The organism is Evansella tamaricis (assembly GCF_019042215.1).
In the GTDB taxonomy this organism is placed as follows: Bacteria; Bacillota; Bacilli; order Bacillales; family Salisediminibacteriaceae; genus Evansella; species Evansella tamaricis.
Window position 1 is genome coordinate 1 of record NZ_JAHQCS010000047.1, and the last position, 22376, is coordinate 22376.

Sequence of the window (22376 nt, forward strand, 5' to 3'; positions counted from 1 at the left end):
AGAAGACACTGCGAAGAATGAGCAGATGTCGCACTTGTGCCAGTGGTGAAAGGGAGTGAATTTCGCAAAAATCAACATTGAACGATAACAAAGCCATTATATAAAATAATAGGAGATGTTCAAACGAACTGACTTGACACGGATTTCCGTTCTTCCATCTCCCTTCGTTCATAACTTTTACTTTACCATCACATTATCAATAATAATAAGAAACCGATCGCTCCAGAAAAGAAGGCATAGTAGAGCATTGGTACGATCGTCATGCGAATAATGGCTCCTTCTTTTCCAACTAAACCTACAACAGCCGCTGCTGCTACCACATTCAATACACAAATCATATTCCCTGCATTAGCCCCAAGAACTTGTAATGATAGGATCACTTTAGGGTCCGCCTGAATTTGTTCGGCTACACTTGCCTGAAACAATGAAAACATCATATTGCTGAATGTTGCACTTCCTGAGATAAAAGAACCTAATGCACCAATTAACGGGGCAACCAATGGCCATGCCGACCCCAATACGGCAGAGACAGTGTTAGCTAACTCAAGAGGCATGCTGAGAAGACCACTATTGTTGATTCCTGAATTAATAAATATCCTCACCATTGGAACAGCTGTGAATAATGTAATCGCCGTTCCGATAATCGATCTACTGGACTGGGAAAAAGCCGATTTTACCTGATGGAAGTTCATTCGATGGATGAACACGGTTATTAAAACAACGAGAATAAACACAAATCCCGGTAAATAAAACGGTTCCAAGTCCGCCCTTATGTCAGAACCTAGGATTTGATTATATTCAATGTTAACACTACGAAGCCATGCTTTAATTGGTAAAACTTCCAGGCGGGTAAGCACCAGGAATAAACCAACGAGCAGATATGGTACCCATGCCCGCAAAAGTGTTAATTTAGGTTTGTCCCCATTTTTATCCTCTTTCACAAGAATTGTCCCGATCCACTCCTGCATCCAGTCTGACCGTTTTGGAAAATCCCATTCCGTCTTAGGCAAGAGAAATCCTTTTTTAGCAGCAGGAATTACGATGGCTAATCCAATTAATCCACCAAAAATCGCAGGAAACTCAGGTCCTAAAAAAGTTGCCACCAATAATGCCGGAATCGTAAAACTTAGTCCTGCAAATATAGCAAATTTCCAAATTGCTAACCCCTCTTTCCAAGACCTGTTCTCACCAAAAAATCGGGTTAACATGGCTACAATAATGAGTGGCATAAAGGTTCCAACAAAGATATCGATCTGCATAATTTGGGCAGCAATATCTTGTAAAAATGGATGTAGCCCTCCACTGGCCACCACATCCCCATAGACCACAGGCGATATATCAGGGCCTTGCTGAATTCCTTGACCTACACCGACTATAATAGGTGTCCCTACTGCACCGAACGATACTGGACTGCTATCTGCAATAAGTGCTAACACAACCGCTGCTAATGGGGGAAATCCCAAAGCAACTAATAACGGTGCACCGAGGGCCGGAGGAGTTCCAAATCCCGCTGCTCCTTCAATAAAAGAACCAAATAGCCAGGTAACGATGATCAACTGAACCCTTCTATCTCCAGATATCCCCATAAAGCTGGAGCGAATCCTCTCAATTGCTCCTGAAAGTTTTAAAGTATTTAATAGAAGAATGGCGCCAAAAACTATATACAAAATAGAGATTCCAATGATAATCCCCTCAATCGCCGATGCTGCAATGATAAGTAATGGAACTTTCCAATAAATAATTGCTAATATTGCTGTTGCAATCAAACTGATCGTCATTGCTTTTATAGCAGGCATTTTAAAGATCACAAGGAATAGCATCACTGAAATGATTGGGGTAAGTGCAATGAAGGTTGTCATAGCCATTTCCTTTCTCCTGAAAAATACAGGTAAATTTTCCATTCATATTTCCTTAGTATCCCTAATACACATCTCACTATTTATTTAACCCATAATAATGATGGACCGTATAATTTAATTTTCCACTTCTCTATTTCTTAGCCATTCATCAATTAAATCGAGGGAAAAACCACGTTGATAAAGATATTGTTTTATCCGTTGTTCCCTTTCCCAAGCTTCATACTTAGAATACTTTTTTTCTGCCTTTTCCCCTTGTTTTACAAGTCCTTCCCATTCAGCATCAGATGGAACTTGCTCGTCGCAACTTTCTACAACTTGTCTTGCTGTCTCACTTGGAAATCCCCTTTGAATTAAAAACTGCATCAGTTTCTGTTGCCGTTTCCGCTGCCCTTCTTTTTGATAACTAGATTGCTTTTTCAATGCCGTTTTCATTGCATTTTCAAGTACTTCTTCCTCGGGATACTCTTTCATTGCCTTCTCGATCCCTTTTTCTGTGATGCCTTTTTCATATAATTCCTGCTGAATTAGCAACGGCCCTTTTTTTTGTGTATTTTTCTTTGTACGAACAAAGGCTTCTGCAAAAGCCTGGTCATCCAATAAGTTCAAATCCTTTAACCGTTCCAGTAACTGTGATGCCTCTTCTTTTTGGATATCCTGTTCATGTAAATACGTTAAAACTTCTTTTTCCGAGCGCATCCGGTAAGATATAAAATGTAACGTTCTTTGAAAAGCTTTATCCAATACATCCTCTTCCCGAATCCGGTTCATTTCTTCTTCTGTTAACGTCTTTCCTTTACTCAAATGACGTTTAATAAATATGTCCTCAGATACGGTAAAAGCATACTCGTCCCCGTTCCCGTCACCTCGATCCACATAAATATGAAAGCGTCCTTTATTTTTTTTCGCAATTGTGATTTTACTTATCGTTATTGGCATGCACTCACCCCACAAGTATTCCTCTTTTTACTATAGCTTCTTTTACCCTGAATTGCAGTCATATACTAACTATAACAAAGCAAAACGTTTGATTTTTTAGAAAAAAAGGGAAATGATTTATAATAAGAAAAGCGCAAGCGCCTATGATCACGAGCGTAGGGCAGTGCAAAAAATGGTTCGAACTTTTTATTATCTTTTAAAAATGGGGGAATCGATTATGAAAATCGTCATTGCAGGGGGATCAGGTTTTATTGGGACAGCACTTACAAACAAACTGACGGAAAATGGTCATCATGTTTATATTTTAACGAGGAAGGCCGCCACTAAACCGGCGAAAGAAAATGTGACGTATGTGGAATGGCTGAATGAGGGGGATGTTCCTGAGGAAAAGCTGAATGGTGTTGATGCTATCATTAACTTGGCGGGCGAGAATCTAAATAGCGGACGTTGGACAACAAAAAAGAAACAGGAAATTATGGAAAGCCGAATTGTGGCCACAAGGGAAATTGTTCGAATTATTCGAGCACTGGAGACAAAGCCAGAGGTTCTTTTTAACGGCTCTGCAATCGGATATTATGGAATTTCAGAAACCGAAACGTTTACAGAAGACTCACAGAATAATACGTCTGACTTTTTAGGGGATGTGGTTGAAAAATGGGAACAGGAAGCATCTAATGCGAAAGATGACCTTCGAGTTGTATATGGCCGGTTCGGTATTGTCTTAGGCAAAGAGGATGGAGCTTTAAAAAAGATGTTACTTCCTTTTAAACTATTTATCGGCGGCAATTTAGGAACGGGCAAACAGTGGATGTCTTGGATCCATCTAGATGATTTAGTAGATGCCATCATCTTCTCGATTGAAACACCTTCTATCGTTGGACCTGTAAATATGACTGCACCACAACCGGTTGTAATGAAAGAGTTCGGTAAATCATTAGCTTCTGTCCTAAATAGACCTTATTGGGCGCCTGTCCCTAAGTTTTTATTGAAGGCAACCTTAGGTGAAATGAGTATTCTCGTCGTGGAAGGACAGCGCGTTATACCGAAAGTATTACAGGAAAACGGGTTCTCCTTTAAATACGATGAAATTAAACCTGCATTAGAAGATTTACTTAGTGCAAAATAAAATGCATATCCTTTTAATGGAAAGGTCATACTATTAATGATTAAAATGACAATGAGGTGATGGAATGGAAAGCAAGAAAAGAAGAGCAAAAGAAGAACGGAAAACCATAAACAAAACACAGGAAGTGTTATATCAATCAGATTTTAAAGCAGCTGATCGTGCATTTCAACGTGCGAAGGGCACAAATCTTTAAATTCGCTTTCCTTCAAACTCAGTCAGCATGAAAGGATGATACAACATGGCAAAACAAAATAATCGTAGAATGGAAAAACAAGACATTCCTGACATTCCTGAAGATCACCAAGTAGAATATTCCGAAGAATTGGCTGATATTGAAGATCGGGAAGCACAAGCACGTGCCAAGGAAGCTGATCGCCGCGTAAATAAAGATAATATATAACGTATACAAATGCGGAGTCCAACTTCAAAAGTGTATTGAAGCGACTTCGTTTTTTTTTATTTACAAAAAGAATTCAAAATATTCCTATTAGCCAAAAATGGAAAAGACAGGTATGATATAGGTAGAGGTATAACAAAAGCGAATTGGTTGCGCATTTGTTTCCCTTTTCTTATTTCCCAAAAAGGAGTGAAATGTTATTCACGATGTAACTGGTCTTCTTTTCATATTCCTGTTCTTAGCGGCTGTATTATTCATTCTAAACGTCGTAACAAGTATCTGGGCATATCGTGATTCTTTACAGAAGGGTAACAGTAAAGAATACAGTATCATTATATTGATGGGTACATTATTTTTTCCAGTAGTTGGCCTTATTGTTTATTTTGTCATCCGTAATGATAACTGAATGTGTTATCAATCCGGTATTAATCTTCCTGAGAATTTAGTAAGAAATAACATTGTGCTAACCAACCATCTATTTCACCTTTCGTATATGTCTTGCCTAGTCATTTTTAATCCAACAAATTTTGAAAGGATCGGTGAGCGCCAATGGGTTCATTACCACCAAGTTTTTTAGGTAAAAAAGTATATTTAGACGGTCATAATAAGCAGTTCTATGTTGTGAAATATGAGGAACATACGGGAAAGAAAAAGTCAAATGTCCTTTTATTTGATCAAGATACTCCTGTGATATTTGCCGTCATTCATCATGAAGGGAACTTCCTTGATTCTTTCTATCTTACAAACAAAACAACCCAAGACTCTGCTAAAACAATGGAAAGATATAAAAAGATTGCTGAAAGAAAGAAACTCCATAAGGTAACTCAAGATGATCTTCGGGATGCTCTTAAACCAATGAATGAAGCAAGAATGAAGAATGAAAATATCATTAAACATCTCGTTGATGAACATTTAGAAGATATTAAACACCTTTGGCCTTCCCGCTTGTTAACACTTCAAAAAACAGATGGGAAATCAAACAATTCCCTTATTCTAGTTTCTCTTCAGGAAGCACTGGAACTTGCAAATCCAGCAAAGGCTTTTCAATTTTTAGTCCGTCATCGATGTGATGATTTCATACCTAATCTTGGCAGCAAAGTTGCCAGTCACCCAAACCTCATAGACGATGTTACATCCTACTTCCTTTCCTACAATGAAGCTGCCATCGTAGAAAAATTCCTATTTGAATCTGTGAAAAATGTTTCCGTTCAAGATCATGATTTAATTGAACATCTATTAAATACTGCTAAGAAAATTGATAGTATTTATTATTCAAATGTAATGAGACATTTGCTTAGCCGTTTGTTTAAACGTGTGAAACAAGAAACTGGCGGAACACCAAGGGATTGGTTAAATGAAACGATTCATGACCGAAAACTAAAACAATCCATTGTATCCACCTTGAAGAAAAAGACGGGATAACTTGCAGGGAGTTATACCTTGTCCTAGGGTTTATGTAAACCAAAAAAACTTTAAAAACGGCAGCTCAGATGAGTTGCCGTTTTTCCCATTTCTTTATTTCACTTTTACTTGTGGATCAATGAGAATGATCTACCTGGATGACGAATTGTATATGTTCATGAAGTCCAGTATCATCTTCCACATGAATTTGAATGTTATAATCACCGGTACGCTCAAAGGTGTGATTAGCCACATACGTACCTTCTTCTGATTCTTCCGCAGGCAACCACGTGTGCCTTTCATCTCCGTCTTGCCAAATCTCAAATTGAATATCTCCATTCCTTAACGGTGCATCTTGCCACTCTACATAAACAGATAACTCTGTTTGGTTTGACTGCTCGATGTTTTCCGCCGTTAACCAGTCCACACGAAGATCTTCATGATGATGGGAATGATCCATATCATGGTGATGTCCCTCGCCGTGGTCAGCGTGATCACCGTTATCATGTTCGTGGGTATTTTCATCTTGTTCTTCCAATAGGTTTTCCGGAACGTCACCGATTATAATTTCACCTACTGGCATCATGTGCATTCCCCTTGCAGTGACATGTGGCTGAACGAAATAAATATATTCTTCTGTGAATATATAAGTTATTTCATAGACCCCATCACCTATTGGTTCTGTTGCATCCACAAATTCGCTTTCCTCTTTCTGTCCCTGTTTCCATATCTCAAAAATGACTTCACTGGCATCATTAACTTTTTCTTCCCCTTGTGTCACAAGCGCCTGAATCACTATTTCTGTATCAGGATCTCCTTCCTCCGGCATGGATAGCTCCACATCCAAAGGCTCAAAATTTATCTCCTCTGCACCTTGAGGCGTATCTCCCTCTCCTTGCCCACATGCCACTAGGAAACCTAAAACTCCAATAAGAACGACTGTAAAAATCCTACTTTTTACATTCACTGTCTATACACCTCATTTTTCTGACCGATTGATAATCATCCTTATTTTATATCTTTTTGGAGGCGATGTCACATCGTTAGTATGAGAAAAGCGCTTGATCAACAGAGTTTCCTGAATGATCAAGCGCTTGAAAATAAACGTACCATCTTATCCGGAGAATAGCAATGATCTAAACTACTTTCACATTTTCTCGTAGCGTTTTAGTTTCATTCTTTTGGAATGATCGGCAGAACGATGGCAGAAGGATGTTCCGAATCATGATAAATCGTTTGGGTAGCTACTTTCATTTCTGTTGTTTGTCCCAAGACATCCCCTGTATTTAAATTGCGGTCATATTTCGGAAACGCACTGGATGCAATTTCAATACGAATGCGATGGCCTTTTTTAAATACATGGGACGTATTCCAGCAGTCCACTTCAAAGGGATAAATGGTGTCAGGTTCCATCAGTTTGGGATTATCCATTCCTTCCCGGAATCTTGCCCTGACCATGCCATCAGTCAGCCTCTGAGCAAACCCCGTAGGACGTACATCCAATAGCTTCACCATAAAGTCTGTATCTTTACAATTAGAAGAGGCATAGAGTAGTGCTTTAATCGGACCTGTCACTTCCACATCTTCCTCCAGTGGTGGGGTAGAATACACTAAAACATCATCTCGTCGTTCAATTGCTGCGTAATCATCCGGTCCGCCAATTTGATGGGAAATGAGATCTGTAATGAATGGAACTGGATTTTTCGGATCATAATCATATTGATCTGTTGCTGTCTCTTCCAACTCAGCCGTTGCCGGTAAGTCAGTTGTTAACCACCCGTCACCAAATCGACTATTGGCATTTCCTTTACTATGGAGATAGAAGGTTGTCCAGTTTGTTCTTGCCAACGGCCACTCCGACTCTTGACGCCACTCATTTTCTCCCATCACAAACATATCAATTGGAGGTTCTTCCATCACTCCGTTATCCATCCCCTTTAGCCAGTAATCAAACCAACGCAACTGATAGGCATTTAAATCAATTTGTGAATCGGCTCCAAAATCTAGATCTCCTAATTTAGTAGAGCGGTTGATTTGATGTGGCCACGGCCCCATGAGCATCCGCTGGCTTTTCCTTGCAGACTCAGAACCTCCGTTTTCTGTCATTCCCATATAATTCAGGGGAGTGCCCACTTGCTCATCATCATACCATCCTGAAATATGTAATGCCGGCACATCGATCTGATCAAATTTATTTTGATAGCAGATTTTTTCCCACCAGTCATCCCGTTTCGTATGGCTCACTTCTTCCCGCCAAATTTTGGAATGAAATCCTGCTGCTTCATCCATATCCACAAATGGTAAGTGGTCATATACTTTTTCCCAATTCACCGTATCGATGTTTTGCATCACCCGTCCGCTCGTCATATATGTCCAACAAATATGCTGTGTATTCGGGAGACCCGTCGGCCATTCCACAAAGGGATCAGATGGAGTTACGGCAGAGATCATCGCTTTTAAATGTGGCGGTTTCGTTAGTGCTGTTAACCATTGAATCCTTCCTAAATAGGAACCTCCCATCGTCCCGACAGCTCCGGTGCACCACGGCTGTTCCGCTACCCATTCAATAGCATCATATCCGTCAATCCCATCGTTCCGATAAGGGCTAAACTCCCCATCGGAATCGCCACGTCCCCTTACATCCATATATATAACAGCATATCCCCGTTCTGAAAAATAGGTAGCCGTATCAAAAATAATTTGTGATGTTTTTAAATAAGGGGTTCGAACGACAATCGCTGGGTACTCCCCATCATCTGCAGGGCGATAAATATCTGCTGATAAGGTGATGCCGTCTCGCATTGGTACCCTAGTATTCCGACGAATGGTAACCTCTTTCTTTGTTTGCAAAAAAAACACTCCTTTTACAATTCCGTTATGATAAAATCTTCATTCATTGTTTATTTATTTCGACACTCGAAGCGCATTCCCTTCCTGACAGGGAAATTTTAAGATAGTCCTTTGTTGGCCTATAGACTGGAATTGATACTCCCGAATCACCATCTCTGCAATGGATGTTTAGGGGGTTGTTGCTAACTTGGTCATGTTGCAGAATCCTCCCAATATTCATCTGTTGTGCCCACCGCTTGCAAGGTAGTTCCAAACGATTGAAGCCATGCACCTACAACGGCTAACTGTTGAGCGATTTTTTCTTCCGAAGACAGTTCATATAGATTTCCGATTCCTTCGATGAGTGCTCCTAAAGATTGTACAATCCCACCAATTCTCCGTTTTGGATGCTCTCTCTCCGTACCTACAATATAAGCACCTATTGACTGTAATGCATTCCCAATGATAATTACTTGTAAATTTTCTTGATCTTCTTTCGTTTTTTCCTGCTCCTTTTTATCATTCTGTCGGGTCGCTTCTTTTATTTCTTTTTTATAGGCATTAGGTAAATCTTTGACTCCTAAAGCCGATACAGTGGAAGAACCTGCGGAAATAAACCAATTGCCCAATTCTGCAAATGGTTTTTCCTCTTCTGCCACTGCCTGGATCGCAGCACCAACCCCTTGAATGCCTTTCCCAATGATCCAGAGGTGTTGTCCAATGACATGCCTTCCTGCCAAAACTTCTGTTTGACCAATTGCCCCAATGGTAGTGCCGATTGCACCGATCCAGTTTCCGGCTAAATCTCTTATATCCGTCGACATTTGTTAACACCCTCAACACAAACAGTTATTCTTTATAAATAATATTCAATAACCTTTATTTCGGTTTGGATTATTTAGGATGTTGTATTTTATTTTACGATGAAGGTTCAGCGTTTTCGAATTGAACCAAGTGTTTTAAACCGGGAGTAACTGATACAGCCTGAATAATCGTTCCAGCTCCTTGAATCCATTTTCCAGCACTTCGTAATTGATCCCCTTCTTCTTCTTTACGTAGGAGGACGTTAAGAACACCAGTCGCTTCGATGATGGCACCAATTGCCTGGATGAGATTTCCCACCGCTTTCGGTGGATTATCATCTCTCCTCGCCTCCGCTGTAATAAAGGAACCAATCGCCTGAATAGCATCACTAATAATTTCAAGTTGATTGTTAATATCCTCATCCACATAAATTTCCCGATGGGCGATTACAGCATTTCCGGCAGACGCAATCGCCTGAAGCTGATTTCCTAATACTGCAAGTCCATCAGATGGGGTGGTCTCTGCAATCAGAAAGTTCCCAACTGCCTGGACACCATCCCCAACCACTCGCAGCCTCTTCCCATCAATACTATCCTGGATTTCAATACTAACCCCAAGTGCAGCAAGATTGGCTCCAAGTGCCTCTATCCAGTTTCCGGCTATATATAAATAATTTGACACCGTGGCTCGCCACCTTTATAAATCCTATCTCAAACCGGGCATAATTTTTTATCTTCTATAATATTCAATCTCCCCCCTTCACGTAAGTACATTTATCGTGAAGAGAGGAGATTACAATTCTTCCATATGATTATTCAAGTAAAGTCTCGAGGCACCTACTGCTTGATATGATGCCCCGATAGCTTGCAGCCAAGACCCGACCGTTTCATATTTTTGGCCTATACTATCTTCTTCATTGACAAAATAAGATGCTCCAATAGCCTCTATTGCTGCCCCTAAAGCTTGAATCAGATTCCCAATGACAAGTTTAGGGTTATCATCTAACCTTCCTATGGAAGCATAGAACGAACCGATGACCTGCAAAATATCCCCATAAACTTCTATTTCTTTACCATTTGTTTTTATGATTTCTTGAAAAAGCTGTTGCTTTTCGGAAAAGGAGTTTGCTGATGTCCCGGCAGATTGGATCCAGTTTCCGATTGCTATATAATGATCCTCTTCATTAGCAATGGCCTGGAAAACATTCCCTACCCCTTGAATCCCATTCCCTATCACTCCAATTTGCAGACCAGATTGTTTCTGACCCACTAATTGTTTTGATTCCGCAATAGCATCCATGGTAGCACCAAGAGCCTCAATCCAGTTACCGAGTAAATCTAATATTTCGTCTGACATGTTGGCTCCCCACCCAACTAACTATCATCTAAAAAAATGCTCTCCTTATTTCATATGCAATTAACATTGATTTTGTAATGGTACATTATTCAAGGAAATAGTTATAAAAGAAATAATAGCAATGGTCCAAGCAGCACTAAGGCACCGAAACCTAAAATGGCAACCAAAATTGGTTTAATTCCAACCAGTTTAAAATCTTTAAAGTTAATCGATAAGCCGAGCCCAACCATTGCCATAGCAATAAAGAATGTACTTAGTTGTACTAGGCTTGTAACTAGTTTTTCCGGGAGATGAAAGATAGTATTAATTACTGTCATAGCCAAAAACCCAAAAATAAACCAAGGTACAGGTAACGATTTATTTTCTGTTTGCCCATCTCCTTTTTTAGAAAACAAAAAACCAAATAGAATGACGACCGGTATAAGTAAAGCAACTCGCCCCAGTTTTACAAGAATAGCCGAATCACCACTAGTATTCCCTCCTGGAACAGCTGCAGCAATCACATGAGCCAGTTCGTGCAATGTGGCACCAACGAGAACACCATACTCATAATCATTCAGCGACAATAGTGGATAAATAAGTATATATATTACGGCACCAATCGTACCTAATATGGCAATACATGCAACAGCCAGTGCTGTATATTCTTTTTTGCTCTTAATGACTGATGCAGCAGCAACGATCGCTGCTGCTCCGCACACAGCCGTACCAACAGCTAGTAAGGCAGTCAAATGCCGGTCCACTTTGAATAACTTTCCCAGTCCAAACATCACTACAAGAGTAAATGTAATGACGATGATATCCATAAGCAGGATGGAGAAACCGGCGTCTGCAATCTGTCCTAAATGGAGTCTTACTCCCATGAGGATGATTCCGGCTCTTAATAAAATTTTACTGCTGAACGTAATTCCTAATCGTGTATTTTCCGTTGAAGTCAAAAGAGAGTTCCATATAACGCCAATTATTAACGCTATAATCATTACACCCATGATTGATAAAAAAGGAAGCTCCGTTAAGAACAGTGCAAGCAGTGCAATACATGCGGTTAATGTTATTCCCTTTATATATCCGAACATTTTTTTATTTTTCATTTACAATCTCCTGATTTTTTTTAATGTTTTCAAAGATTAGCATGAGCTTTTTCCATTGAAAACACTACTATAGCTTACCACAATACGGCATGTAGAAAATCCTGTTTATTTTTTCCTAACCCTGTCACAACTAACGTTTATAAAACGGTGATATGTGAAGAAAACTTTAGATTAGCGAAATAATATGACTAAAAAACAGAAATTTTGACAAAATTTGAAAAATTGTTTTGTGGAATTTACATTTTTTTTGTAATATATAGGAAAAGACAGAAACTCATCTCAAAATATGTTTTAATGGGGCCGTGACATGGATATCCTAAGAGACCTTCTAATTAACATCTTATTCCTAATTATATTTCTTTTGTTTACACCTCTTCTATTAGAGAAGAGTGGTGTTAAATCCTACATGAAAAAATGGATTATGACCAGCTCATTTTGTGTTGTCGTCATTCTCTGTATCTCATTTCCAATTGCCATAAATGATGAATTTATTTTTGATTTACGCCTTGTTTCCGTTATTATTGGAGGATTAATGGGTGGTATTCCCACAAGTATCGCATTATTGATCACTACCATATCATTCCGATCTATTTTTGGTGGAGCAGGAATATATTCCACTCTTATCATTTCAGTTGTTCATTTCGCGTTCCTATCCATCTTCTATTATCAATTTAAAGAATTTTCTAAACGGAAAAAATTAATAGTTGCCACAGTTATTGGTTTTATCTCCAGCATATCTGTCGTCCTTGTCATTATAATCGGATTCCAGACACCCATTCAGCCATTTATTATAGCTACCTATATTGTCCTGCAAACAATTAGTATCTTCTTCATTATGTGTTTGTTAGATGTAATCAATGAAAGTGTAGTTATGCGAAAGAGATTAATAGAATCGGAAAAAATGGAGCTCGTCAGCCATCTTGCCTCTTCCGTATCACATGAAGTGCGAAATCCATTGACGGTTGTTAAAGGTTTCCTGCAAATGATGAATCAAAATGACATCCCATTTGAAAAGAGAAAAGAGTATTTGGCGTTATCACTTTCCGAAGTGGATCGCGCAAATCAGATCATTGGAGAGTATTTAGCGTTTGCTAAACCACAACTGGCTAAAATCGAAGGAATCGATATTAAGGAAGTATTAGAACATACCATCCATGTTATAACGCCACTTGCTAATATGAATAGCGTCGTTATTACTAAAAACTTTGAAACTTGTCTTATCAAATCTAATAAACAATTACTGCAGCAATGCTTTTTAAATATTACAAAAAACTCTATCGAAGCAATGCCAAATGGAGGATTCCTGTCCATCTTCACTAAAAAGAAGGACGATAAATTTGTGATAACCATCTCTGATACAGGGGTTGGTATGTCTGAAGAACAAATTAAACGATTAGGAGAGCCATACTACTCCACTAAAGGGGAGAAGGGAACAGGTTTAGGAATGGTAACTGTATTCCGAATTTTTTCTGACTTAAATTGTACTGTAAAAATCAACAGCAAACCGGATAACGGTACAACATTTATTATAGAAATGCCACTTTAAGAAAAGATCCAGTTTCAACACACACACAGTCGTTGAAACCGGATCTTTATTTATTATATCCCTTTAATTAATCTCCTTTTCCCCAACGATCATATTACCCTTACAAATGGGACAATCCCTTTTTGGTAATTTTGATTCAGGCTCAGTTCTGATCCTGACCCAAGCCCTGCAGTTTGGACTGTTACATATCCATGCGAGCACAGTGATGAGTGGTTTTTCTTCTGTATCGGTATTCGATCTAGAATTTGTTACTGTCCTTTTGTGATCTGCGTTTTTAGTTAGCCTTTGAGATTTGCTTTTTTTAAGGGCTGGTTTGTTAAAAGCCTCCTCTAAAAATCTGGAGACCATTACCCTTTTTCCTCGATAGTATTCTGGAGAAGTAATGAGCAGTTCATTCATCGCCCTCGAGATAGCCACATAGGCAAGTCTTCTTTCTTCCTCTACTGCCTCTTTAACTTTTTGTTGCTCCATGGTGACGGATACGGCATCTTCCATCTTTCCCGCTTCCAATGCGGTGGAGTGGGGGAGAATCCCTTCCGATACACCTATTACATAAACAGAAGGAAATTCTAATCCCTTTGATCTATGAATGGTCATTAGTTTTACCACATCTGCTTTATGATCTCTCATTAGCTCTTTCATATCTTCCTGTTTCCGTTTCATATCATTAATAAATGTGAGGAAAGAGGCAATCGTCTGAAACCGCTTGGCAGAAGCTTCTAGCTCATCGAGGATTTCCTTCATGGATTCTTTATGTAGCGTAAGAGATTGACTGTCATTTGCGTCAATATATTGATTATAGAATTTGGAGCGAATCTGTTTAATGGCCGCCAACGGTTCCTGACCCTTCACACTTTTTATCCATTGAATACGCTCTTTTATCTTTCCTTTCTGGAACTCTTTTAAATGATGCATGGAAGTCAAATGGATCAAAGGGTACTTTTTCTTTTGCTCCAGTTCCTTTGTTTGGATGAATTCAAGCCCCTTTTCCCGATTAATATAAAGAGTGGGCAAGATTCCTTCTATTGCAGAAAAATCACGTGGCGTTATTGACAGACGAAGATGATCCAAAACCGGTTTAATAACCCAGTGATCGTAAAAGAATGCATCCGATACATAGCTGACAAATGGAACTTCGTCCATCGTCATTTTTTCAAATATTGCCCTGCTGTTACTTGCTGCCCTGTGTAATATGGCAAAATCGCCATAACGATGTGTCCCAACAGATACTTTTTCACTAATATCCTCGACAATCCACTCCGCTTCCTCATCTGTATTGGCTGGTCGACCGTAATATGGTACTTGCTCCTCGCTCGTTCTCATTCCCTTGAGTGTTTTTTCTTTTCGGTTCCTATTATTTTTAATGACTGCATTACCAAGTCCGATAATCGAATCATTGGAACGATAATTAATATCCAGTGTTACTGTCTTAGCCGTTGGAAACTCATCTTTAAAATTAAGAATAAATTCATTCCTAGCCCCATTAAAAGAATAAATCGTTTGATCATCATCGCCTACAACAAAAAGATTTCCATGGGCTTTGGCAATCTGTTTGATCAGTTCATATTGGATAAGATTCGTGTCCTGAAACTCGTCCACCATGATAAAGCGAAATCTCTTTTGAAGTGATAGGAGGAGCTTTGGATCCCTTTTTAATAATTCATAGGCATTCACTAAAATATCATCAAAGTCCATTTTGTGATTTTTTCTTTTCCAAACTTCATATCTTTTATAAACTTCTTTTATCTCCTTATCTCCCTTTGTTTTCTCAGGGAGTTGATCGATAGATATCATATTCATCTTATAATTTGAAAACAGGGCGATCAGCGTTTCCGGTTGATAACTGTCGTCTATACCCATTTCGCGCATAATCATCTTTATTGTAATGTGCTTAAACCTTTCGTTACTAAGGATCTCATGATCAAATCCTCTGCTCTTTAATAGTTTCAAGAAAAAAGCATGAAATGTGCTTGCTTGAATTTGTTTAGTCATTGACCAGGATACTCCTGGAAGTTTATTAATACGTTCCTTCATTTCGTCTGCTGCTTTCCGAGTAAATGTAACGAGGAGAATATGCTGTGGTGCTACCCCTTTAACTGCCATTAAATAGCCTGTTCTGCATATTAGCACCGACGTTTTCCCTGAACCTGCTCCAGCTAACGTGAGTATTGGACCTTGATAATGCCGGACCGCTTCCACTTGAGGCTGATTAAGAAAAATGTTGTTCCGTTCCAAGGCACGAAAAAAGGGAGCATCTCGTTCATGATCAGGGATGATGAACTTACTTACCGTATCTGAAGCCAGCCCAGAACGGGGAATGGATTCGTTTTCCATTCCCGATGGCAGCAATTTGAAGTTTTTTACCATTGTAATCACCTTCTACATTACATTAGTTCAAAAAAAATACCACACCTACTGTAAGGTACTCGCATTTTTTGTATTTCCTTTTATATTTTTCGTAACGCTCTCCGTTCCGCATAAGGAACACATTTTTGACATACCTTAACAGATGCTCCTGCATCATTGATATATTTGCTGGGGTTGATCAGTTTTTTTTTACATATAAAACACTTTCTTTTTCCAAAAAATCTAGTAAACATTCTAAATTCTCCCCTTCTATATCAATTCTTATTCAAACGAGTTTATAGATTACTATTTTACCTATAACATTATAATATGTACAAATGAAATGAAATGTTAGTTCGACAATAACTAATCGATCCATCCTATTGCCCCTAATCTATCCATCATATTGACGAAATTGGGAAATATTGATACTATCACTTTAACAGAATAAATGACCAAAGTGGCGATGATTGTTATGGATAAAACTATAACAGGAGCAGCTTCTGGAGAGTTCACATAATGTGACGCCGAAGGATTCACAATCTCAGGCAAAAGGACAGGAGAGTAATGAATACATAATTTGTATGTAGAATTATTCTAATGACCGTATGAGATTGGGAGATCCTTGAGATCCTCCAATCTCTTTTTTAATTATAATTTGTGAGGTGTTGATCAAATGAAACAAAAACGTGCCGTTGTAAGTGTTATCGGAAAGGATCAGGTAGGGATTATTGCGAAGGTGACCGCAGTCCTTGCAGAGGAACAAATTAACGTTCTCGACATTAGCCAAACTATTCTTCAGGATTTTTTTACAATGATGATGCTTGTGGATGTAACCGACCTAGAAAGTTTAGAGCACTTACAATCCTCCTTTGATAATGTGAGTAAGGAGTTAGGGTTAAAAATTAATATCCAGTTAGAAGATATTTTTCAAGCAATGCATCGAGTGTAAGAGACGGAATTAACTGATTTGGAATGACATCTGATAATACAGCCCTTGGAAGAGAGGAAGATTAGAAGTGACTATTGCTTTTACTGAAATGCAGGAAACGATTCGGATGGTTCAAATGGAAAGCTTGGATATACGTACAGTGACAATGGGAATTAACCTTCGTGATTGTGCTGATTCTGACTTTGAAAAAATGAATCAACGGGTTTTTGACAAAATAACAAGCTATGCAAAAAATCTCCGTGACACAGCAGAACAAGTGGAGAAAGAATACGGTGTCCCAATTATAAATAAACGGATTTCCATTACTCCAATAGCAGAAATATTAGGAAACGCCACCGTGGAAGAAGCAGTACAGTTAGCAAAAACATTGGACCGTGCCGCTATAGAGCTTGGGGTTGATTTCATAGGTGGGTATTCAGCACTCGTTCATAAAGGAATTTCAAAAGGAGATCAAACTTTATTAACCGCACTCCCGAAAGCATTGAGTAATACAGAAAGGGTATGTGCCTCTGTATCTGTTGCAACCACAAGAACTGGAATCAATATGGATGCCGTACGACAAATGGGTATCATCATTAAAGAATCGGCAGAACTCACAAAACATAAAAACGGAATCGCTTGTGCAAAATTGGTCGTGTTCTGTAATCCTGTGGAAGATAACCCATTTATGGCAGGTGCTTTTCATGGTGCTGGAGAAGGGGAAGCCGTCATAAACGTAGGTGTCAGTGGCCCAGGTGTTGTCTTAAATGCTTTGAAACGGCACCCAAATGGGGACTTGGGACAAGTATCCGATGTGATTAAGAAAACGGCATTTAAAATAACGAGGGCTGGCGAGTTATTGGGACGAATCGTCGCTGAACGTTTAAATGTGCCATTTGGAATAATGGATTTATCTTTAGCTCCCACAAACGCTATGAATGACAGTGTTGCGGAAATTTTGGAAGAAATCGGTCTGGAACGGGTTGGGACACATGGAACGATCGCTGCTTTAGCATTAATGAATGATGCGGTGAAAAAAGGTGGCGCCATGGCCAGTTCGTATGTTGGTGGCTTAAGTGGAGCTTTCATTCCCGTAAGTGAAGATAATGGCATGATTCAAGGTATTGTGGATAATGCATTAACGTTATCTAAATTAGAAGCGATGACATGTGTTTGTTCTGTTGGACTTGATATGATTGCTTTGGACGGTGATGTCACTCCGGCAACTTTAGCTGCGATTATTGCAGATGAAGCAGCAATCGGAATGATTAATAAGAAAACGACTGCGGTCCGTGTCATTCCTGTCCCTGGAAAAAAAGAAGGAGAAATGGTGGAATTCGGTGGTCTCCTCGGCAGAGCTCCGGTAATGGGGGTTAATGGGTTTAGCTCCGAGCGTTTCATTTCACGTGGGGGGAGAATTCCAGCCCCACTACAAGCATTAATCAACTAATTCTAATAAGGTGGCTGGGACAAAAGTTGTTTAATCAATGAAAAATCTGAACGAAATGATAGATAGTTGATTCCATCATTAGCTTTGGAACTATACTTCTCTATCGTTGTGTATCGCTCGGATCTTCGATTAAACACTTTAGGCATGTCACAGCCTCTTTTTTATTTTTCAGGCTCTGTTATCGATTAATGTCATGTTGATTTTTTCTGGAAAAGCGACTTCCAAATTATGGAATCTAATTCGAATTTATTTTTTGTTATCGAACAAACGGGTACCGTCGTTGAAGAACAAAATTAACTAATAGGTTCTTCTGTTTCCCTTATAATCATCCATTTTCCGTTAATTAATCTCCAATTTTCAATGGTAAATAACCTTGCTAATATATTCTCATCTTTTACAATCAAAAGTTCATAAAACACTACAGCATTTTCGTTATTCCTTAGTCGAATAACTCTATTTTCAAACCTCTTATTGGAGCCTATAAAATGTCTTACCGATTGTTCCATACCATTTAAAGCCTCTTGTTTAGTAAAAAAAGTTGGTTTTTCATTTCCACTATTAAGAAAAGCGCAAGCGCCTTGATCACGAGCGTAGGGCAGTGGAGGAATGACAACCTGAAGTCCGATCTTTGACTTCGGTTGTCACTTCCGAAGTGCCCCGTAGTGAGTAGGCGCTGGAGCTAGACAACTTGCCCGAAGGTGCAAAAACTTATACTTTCTTACCTTTTAAAAAAGGTTACATAATAATCTTCTGACATTCTATCTACTGCGGATGTATCACCGGAACTCATTGCTTGGTTCCAGTCTCTGATATATTCATCATGCATTTTGGTAAATTCATATAATCGTTCTTCTAATTCGAGCAATTAAAACCTCTCCTTTTAATCTTATTCATTGTTTAATTCTGCAAAGGTATTTGTTTTCCTTTTTTTACAATCGCACCCCTCGATCGTTTCAAAAGCTAAGAACGACTATTTTCTGGTAAACGCTGATAATCTTAGTTTGTATCATATATTTCCATTATTTGTATCTAGTTTCCTTCCACAATTATTTTTCTTATTGTTGTATCATCTTTACGGTGATGGATGGTTTCTAGGAAATAAAACCAGATAAGGTAATGTCCAAAGATTTCGTTGCGACACCATTAAAACGACTTATCAAATCTTTTAAGTGCTTATAGTAGCTGTTGTCATTTGGGATGTGATTAAGCCCCTGTTGTTCGCACTTTACTTACCATCAGATTTACAGGCATAGTGTTCTTGTTCTTTTTCCTTCGCGTACGTTTTAAAGGCACACTTTAGCATCCATACAAAGTCCGTTACTCGAGGATAATTTAGCACCAATGGATTCCCCTACTTACTCCTTCATGATTCTTTCTCGTCCAATGGCATTTGCATTGGACGAGGAAATTCTTTCGCGGTCCATTGCCACAAGAACACAGATTTGTTCCTTGCTAATACATGGTATTGTAAGAAGTTTGAATCCCCACGTTTATTTTATTTGAAGAATGATTTCCTCCGATAATACTATGTTTATTCGACATACTACTCTAGAAGTAATCCAAAAATTCTACATTTTAAAAAAATTATATTAAAAAATTGTAAAAAAAGACTGAAATTTCAGAAACGGTGTGGTATAGTATTTTTAAATCAGTACTATTTTACCACTTTAAAGGAGTGAACAATTCATGAGTCCGACAAGAGAACAATGGGGCTCCCGCTTAGGATTTATTTTAGCGGCGATGGGGTCAGCAGTAGGTTTAGGTAATATTTGGCGTTTTTCCTATGTCACAGGGGAAAATGGCGGAGCAGCATTCTTATTAGTTTATATTTTGTGTATTGCACTTATTGGTATTCCAATTCTTATGGCAGAATTTACAATCGGGAAAAAGGCACAAAGTGACGTCGTAGGATCATTTCAAAAATTGGCACCAGGAAAACCTTGGATTACAGCAGGTATACTTGGGGTAGCATCTGCATTTATTATTTTATCTTTCTATGCAGTTATTGCAGGTTGGTCTGTTTATTACTTCGTTCAATATGTGATTGGCGGAATCAACACAGATCCTGGTGATTTCTTCGGTGGCTTTATCACTGACCCTGTACAGCCAATCTTATGGCAGTTTATCTTTATGGTTTTAACGGTTGGAGTTGTATATGTAGGTGTAAAAAAAGGTATCGAAGCGGCAAACAAAATTTTAATGCCATTATTAGCGGTCTTAGTTATCGTTCTTGCTGGATATAGTTTCACTCTCGGTGGAACACAAGAAGCTTTATCTTTCTTATTTACTCCTGACTGGAGTGCATTAACTAACCCAGATGTCTATCTTGCAGCACTTGGACAAGCATTCTTCTCCCTCAGCCTTGGTATGGGAGCTCTTATCACTTACGGAAGTTACTTGAAGAAGGAAGACAAACTTCCTGGCGCAGCAGTGAGTGTAGCTGGTCTTGACACTGGTTTTGCTATTTTAGCAGGTTTAATGATTTTCCCAGCCGTTTTTGCATTTGGAATTAACCCGGCAGATGGTCCTGGATTAGTGTTCGTTGTACTTCCTGGTATCTTTGAATCTTTAGGTGGCATGGGACAAGTATTCGGTATTTTATTCTTCTTCCTATTAGCTGCTGCTGCATTATCATCTGCAGTATCATTGTTGGAAGTCGCCGTTGCTTACTTTATGAGACAGTTCAACTGGTCTAGAAAACAAACATCATTAATCATCGGTGCGATTATCTTCCTACTAGGAATTCCTTCTTCTTTAGGAATGGGTGTATGGAGTGACGTTACATTCTTTGGGAAAGACATCCTTGACAGTATGGACTTCATTGCATCGAATGTTTTCCTTCCACTTGGTGGTTTAATTATCGCCCTCTTTATTGGATGGGGTTGGAAACGTGTGGATGCCCTCGAAGCATCTGACTTCGGTGAATCCACTTGGGGAACTGTATGGCTTGGAATTTTACGATATTTTGCACCAATTGCAATTTTCGTTATCTTCCTTCGTTCCATTGGATTATTCTAATCAATCAAACTTTCTTTACGCATAGAAAACTGGCCTCCTGATGACAGGGGGCCGTTTTTTTTATATCAAAAGGCTCTTTTCGTAAACTTTATTGTTTTTTAAGAAAAGCTTGGAGAAGTGAAAGGCGGTGACGCCAGCGACAAATGTTACTTCAAGAGAAAGCTTCGAGTTGTCTGGACGGACAGGACGTCCTAATATCGGGCATGCCACAGCTTCCTCCTGGAGGATGCGACATTAGGGCGGGGTTCAGCTCCTCTTTTGTCACTTCCTCCTCAAGGATGCGACATTAGATCGGGCCTCAGCTTCTCTTTTGTCGCTTCCTCCTGGAGGATGCGACATTAGATCGCGCCTCGGCTTCTCTTTTGTCGCTTCCTCCTGGAGGATGCGACATTAGATCGCGCCTCGGCTTCTCTTTTGTCGCTTCCTCCCTGAAGGATGCGGCACTAGGGCGGGGTTCGGCTTCTCTTTTGTCGCTTCTTCCTGAAGGATGCGACATTAGATTGGTGATCAGCTTCTCTTTTGTCGCTTCCTCCTCAAGGATGCGACATTAGGGCGGGGTTCGGCTTCCATTTTGTCGCTTCCTCTTGGAGGATGCGACATTAGGTCGGGCCTCAGCTCCTCTTTTGTCGCTTCCTCCTGTAGGATGCGACACTAGATCGCGCCTCAGCTTCTCTTTTGTCGCTTCCTCCTAGAGGATGCGACATTAGATCGGGGTTCAGCCACTCTTTTGTCGCTTCCTCCTCAAGGATGCGACATTAGATCAGGGATCAGCTTCTCTTTTGTCGCTTCCTCTTGAAGGATGCGACACTAGATCGGGCCTCAGCTTCTCTTTTGTCGCTTCCTCCTCAAGGATGCGACATTAGGGCGGGGTTCAGAACCTCTTTTGTCGCTTCCTCTTGAAGGATGCGACATTAGGGCGGGGTTCAGAACCTCTTTTGTCGCTTCCTCCTGGAGGATGCGACATTAGATCGCGCATCAGCTTCTCTTTTGTCGCTTCCTCCTTGAAGGATGCGACATTAGGGCAGGGATCAGCTTCTCTTTTGTCGCTTCCTCCTCAAGGATGCGACATTAGATCGGGCCTCAGCTTCTCTTTTGTCGCTTCCTCCTCAAGGATGCGACATTAGGGCGGGGATCGGCTTCTCTTTTGTCGCTTCTTCCTGAAGGATGCGACATTAGATTGGGGATCAGCTTCTCTTTTGTCGCTTCCTCTTGAAGGATGCGACACTAGATCGGGGATCGGCTTCTCTTTTGTCGCTTCCTCCTGGAGGATGCGACATTAGGGCGGG

19 protein-coding genes and 1 riboswitch are annotated in these 22376 nt (G+C 39.6%); of the genes, 8 read left to right on the plus strand and 11 right to left on the minus strand.

Features of this window, described 5'->3' with window-relative positions; genetic code table 11:
• Positions 1-188: 188 nt before the first annotated feature.
• The gene (locus KS419_RS03185) at positions 189-1865 is read right to left on the minus strand and encodes an L-lactate permease (RefSeq protein ID WP_343215019.1); all 1677 of its coding nucleotides are present in this window, start codon (positions 1863-1865) and stop codon (positions 189-191) included.
• A gap of 108 nt (positions 1866-1973) precedes the next feature.
• Positions 1974-2795: a recombination regulator RecX gene (gene recX / locus KS419_RS03190; RefSeq protein WP_217064643.1), complete on the minus strand. Its 822-nt coding sequence runs from the start codon at positions 2793-2795 to the stop codon at positions 1974-1976.
• A gap of 217 nt (positions 2796-3012) precedes the next feature.
• Here recX and KS419_RS03195 point away from each other — a divergent pair, with 217 nt between their 5' ends.
• The 4 genes from KS419_RS03195 (at position 3013) to KS419_RS03210 (ending at position 5740) form a co-directional block, all read left to right on the plus strand.
• A complete protein-coding gene (locus KS419_RS03195; protein WP_217064644.1) occupies positions 3013-3921 on the plus strand; it encodes a TIGR01777 family oxidoreductase in 909 nt (302 codons plus the stop codon).
• 64 nt (positions 3922-3985) lie between these two features.
• Positions 3986-4114 carry a YfhE family protein gene (locus tag KS419_RS03200; protein ID WP_217064645.1) on the plus strand — a complete coding sequence of 43 codons (129 nt, stop codon included), beginning with the start codon at positions 3986-3988 and terminating at the stop codon, positions 4112-4114.
• Between the two features lie 45 nt (positions 4115-4159).
• Positions 4160-4321, plus strand: coding sequence for a YfhD family protein (locus KS419_RS03205; RefSeq protein WP_217064646.1), 162 nt, complete (start codon positions 4160-4162; stop codon positions 4319-4321).
• A gap of 546 nt (positions 4322-4867) precedes the next feature.
• Positions 4868-5740 carry a hypothetical protein gene (locus KS419_RS03210; protein WP_217064647.1) on the plus strand — a complete coding sequence of 291 codons (873 nt, stop codon included), beginning with the start codon at positions 4868-4870 and terminating at the stop codon, positions 5738-5740.
• 115 nt (positions 5741-5855) lie between these two features.
• Here KS419_RS03210 and KS419_RS03215 read toward each other — a convergent pair whose 3' ends face one another.
• The 6 genes from KS419_RS03215 to KS419_RS03240 form a co-directional block, all read right to left on the minus strand.
• The gene (locus tag KS419_RS03215) at positions 5856-6686 is read right to left on the minus strand and encodes a FixH family protein (RefSeq protein WP_217064648.1); all 831 of its coding nucleotides are present in this window, start codon (positions 6684-6686) and stop codon (positions 5856-5858) included.
• Positions 6687-6892: 206 nt separating this feature from the next.
• Positions 6893-8569 carry a CocE/NonD family hydrolase gene (locus tag KS419_RS03220; RefSeq protein WP_246593629.1) on the minus strand — a complete coding sequence of 559 codons (1677 nt, stop codon included), beginning with the start codon at positions 8567-8569 and terminating at the stop codon, positions 6893-6895.
• Between the two features lie 191 nt (positions 8570-8760).
• Positions 8761-9372 (minus strand): DUF6944 family repetitive protein, encoded by a 612-nt coding sequence (locus tag KS419_RS03225; protein WP_217064649.1) that lies wholly within the window; start codon positions 9370-9372, stop codon positions 8761-8763.
• 94 nt (positions 9373-9466) lie between these two features.
• Positions 9467-10033: a DUF6944 family repetitive protein gene (locus tag KS419_RS03230; protein ID WP_217064650.1), complete on the minus strand. Its 567-nt coding sequence runs from the start codon at positions 10031-10033 to the stop codon at positions 9467-9469.
• 111 nt (positions 10034-10144) lie between these two features.
• On the minus strand, positions 10145-10708 hold the full coding sequence (locus KS419_RS03235; protein ID WP_217064651.1) for a DUF6944 family repetitive protein: 564 nt from the start codon (positions 10706-10708) through the stop codon (positions 10145-10147).
• 101 nt (positions 10709-10809) lie between these two features.
• Positions 10810-11799 (minus strand): YeiH family protein, encoded by a 990-nt coding sequence (locus KS419_RS03240; RefSeq protein WP_217064652.1) that lies wholly within the window; start codon positions 11797-11799, stop codon positions 10810-10812.
• Between the two features lie 307 nt (positions 11800-12106).
• On the opposite strand from KS419_RS03240, the gene KS419_RS03245 reads away from it, so the two are divergent.
• Positions 12107-13345 carry an ATP-binding protein gene (locus KS419_RS03245; protein ID WP_217064653.1) on the plus strand — a complete coding sequence of 413 codons (1239 nt, stop codon included), beginning with the start codon at positions 12107-12109 and terminating at the stop codon, positions 13343-13345.
• Positions 13346-13408: 63 nt separating this feature from the next.
• Here the strand turns inward: KS419_RS03245 and KS419_RS03250 are convergent, their stop codons facing one another.
• Positions 13409-15712 carry an ATP-dependent helicase gene (locus KS419_RS03250; RefSeq protein WP_217064654.1) on the minus strand — a complete coding sequence of 768 codons (2304 nt, stop codon included), beginning with the start codon at positions 15710-15712 and terminating at the stop codon, positions 13409-13411.
• Positions 15713-16184: 472 nt separating this feature from the next.
• A riboswitch (glycine riboswitch) is annotated at positions 16185-16261 on the plus strand.
• 106 nt (positions 16262-16367) lie between these two features.
• Between KS419_RS03250 and KS419_RS03255 the strand changes: the two genes are divergently transcribed.
• Together KS419_RS03255 and KS419_RS03260 are read left to right on the plus strand one after the other, a co-directional pair.
• Positions 16368-16643 carry an ACT domain-containing protein gene (locus KS419_RS03255; protein WP_217064655.1) on the plus strand — a complete coding sequence of 92 codons (276 nt, stop codon included), beginning with the start codon at positions 16368-16370 and terminating at the stop codon, positions 16641-16643.
• Positions 16644-16710: 67 nt separating this feature from the next.
• Positions 16711-18072, plus strand: a complete 1362-nt coding sequence (locus tag KS419_RS03260; protein ID WP_217064656.1) for a PFL family protein — start codon at positions 16711-16713, stop codon at positions 18070-18072.
• Positions 18073-18365: 293 nt separating this feature from the next.
• Here KS419_RS03260 and KS419_RS03265 read toward each other — a convergent pair whose 3' ends face one another.
• Entirely contained in the window at positions 18366-18578 is a 213-nt protein-coding gene (locus KS419_RS03265) for a hypothetical protein (protein ID WP_246593630.1), read from the minus strand.
• Between the two features lie 212 nt (positions 18579-18790).
• Entirely contained in the window at positions 18791-18937 is a 147-nt protein-coding gene (locus KS419_RS03270) for a hypothetical protein (RefSeq protein WP_217064657.1), read from the minus strand.
• Positions 18938-19758: 821 nt separating this feature from the next.
• Between KS419_RS03270 and KS419_RS03275 the strand changes: the two genes are divergently transcribed.
• Positions 19759-21090 carry a sodium-dependent transporter gene (locus KS419_RS03275; RefSeq protein WP_217064658.1) on the plus strand — a complete coding sequence of 444 codons (1332 nt, stop codon included), beginning with the start codon at positions 19759-19761 and terminating at the stop codon, positions 21088-21090.
• Positions 21091-22376 lie beyond the last annotated feature (1286 nt).

Coding starts and splice junctions, on each gene's coding strand:
- KS419_RS03185 (WP_343215019.1), bottom strand. CDS start 1,865: ATGGCTATGACAACCTTCATTGCACTTACCCCAATCATTTCAGTGATG.
- recX (WP_217064643.1), bottom strand. CDS start 2,795: ATGCCAATAACGATAAGTAAAATCACAATTGCGAAAAAAAATAAAGGA.
- KS419_RS03195 (WP_217064644.1), top strand. CDS start 3,013: ATGAAAATCGTCATTGCAGGGGGATCAGGTTTTATTGGGACAGCACTT.
- KS419_RS03200 (WP_217064645.1), top strand. CDS start 3,986: ATGGAAAGCAAGAAAAGAAGAGCAAAAGAAGAACGGAAAACCATAAAC.
- KS419_RS03205 (WP_217064646.1), top strand. CDS start 4,160: ATGGCAAAACAAAATAATCGTAGAATGGAAAAACAAGACATTCCTGAC.
- KS419_RS03210 (WP_217064647.1), top strand. CDS start 4,868: ATGGGTTCATTACCACCAAGTTTTTTAGGTAAAAAAGTATATTTAGAC.
- KS419_RS03225 (WP_217064649.1), bottom strand. CDS start 9,372: ATGTCGACGGATATAAGAGATTTAGCCGGAAACTGGATCGGTGCAATC.
- KS419_RS03235 (WP_217064651.1), bottom strand. CDS start 10,708: ATGTCAGACGAAATATTAGATTTACTCGGTAACTGGATTGAGGCTCTT.
- KS419_RS03240 (WP_217064652.1), bottom strand. CDS start 11,799: ATGAAAAATAAAAAAATGTTCGGATATATAAAGGGAATAACATTAACC.
- KS419_RS03245 (WP_217064653.1), top strand. CDS start 12,107: ATGGATATCCTAAGAGACCTTCTAATTAACATCTTATTCCTAATTATA.
- KS419_RS03250 (WP_217064654.1), bottom strand. CDS start 15,712: ATGGTAAAAAACTTCAAATTGCTGCCATCGGGAATGGAAAACGAATCC.
- KS419_RS03255 (WP_217064655.1), top strand. CDS start 16,368: ATGAAACAAAAACGTGCCGTTGTAAGTGTTATCGGAAAGGATCAGGTA.
- KS419_RS03265 (WP_246593630.1), bottom strand. CDS start 18,578: ATGGAACAATCGGTAAGACATTTTATAGGCTCCAATAAGAGGTTTGAA.
- KS419_RS03275 (WP_217064658.1), top strand. CDS start 19,759: ATGAGTCCGACAAGAGAACAATGGGGCTCCCGCTTAGGATTTATTTTA.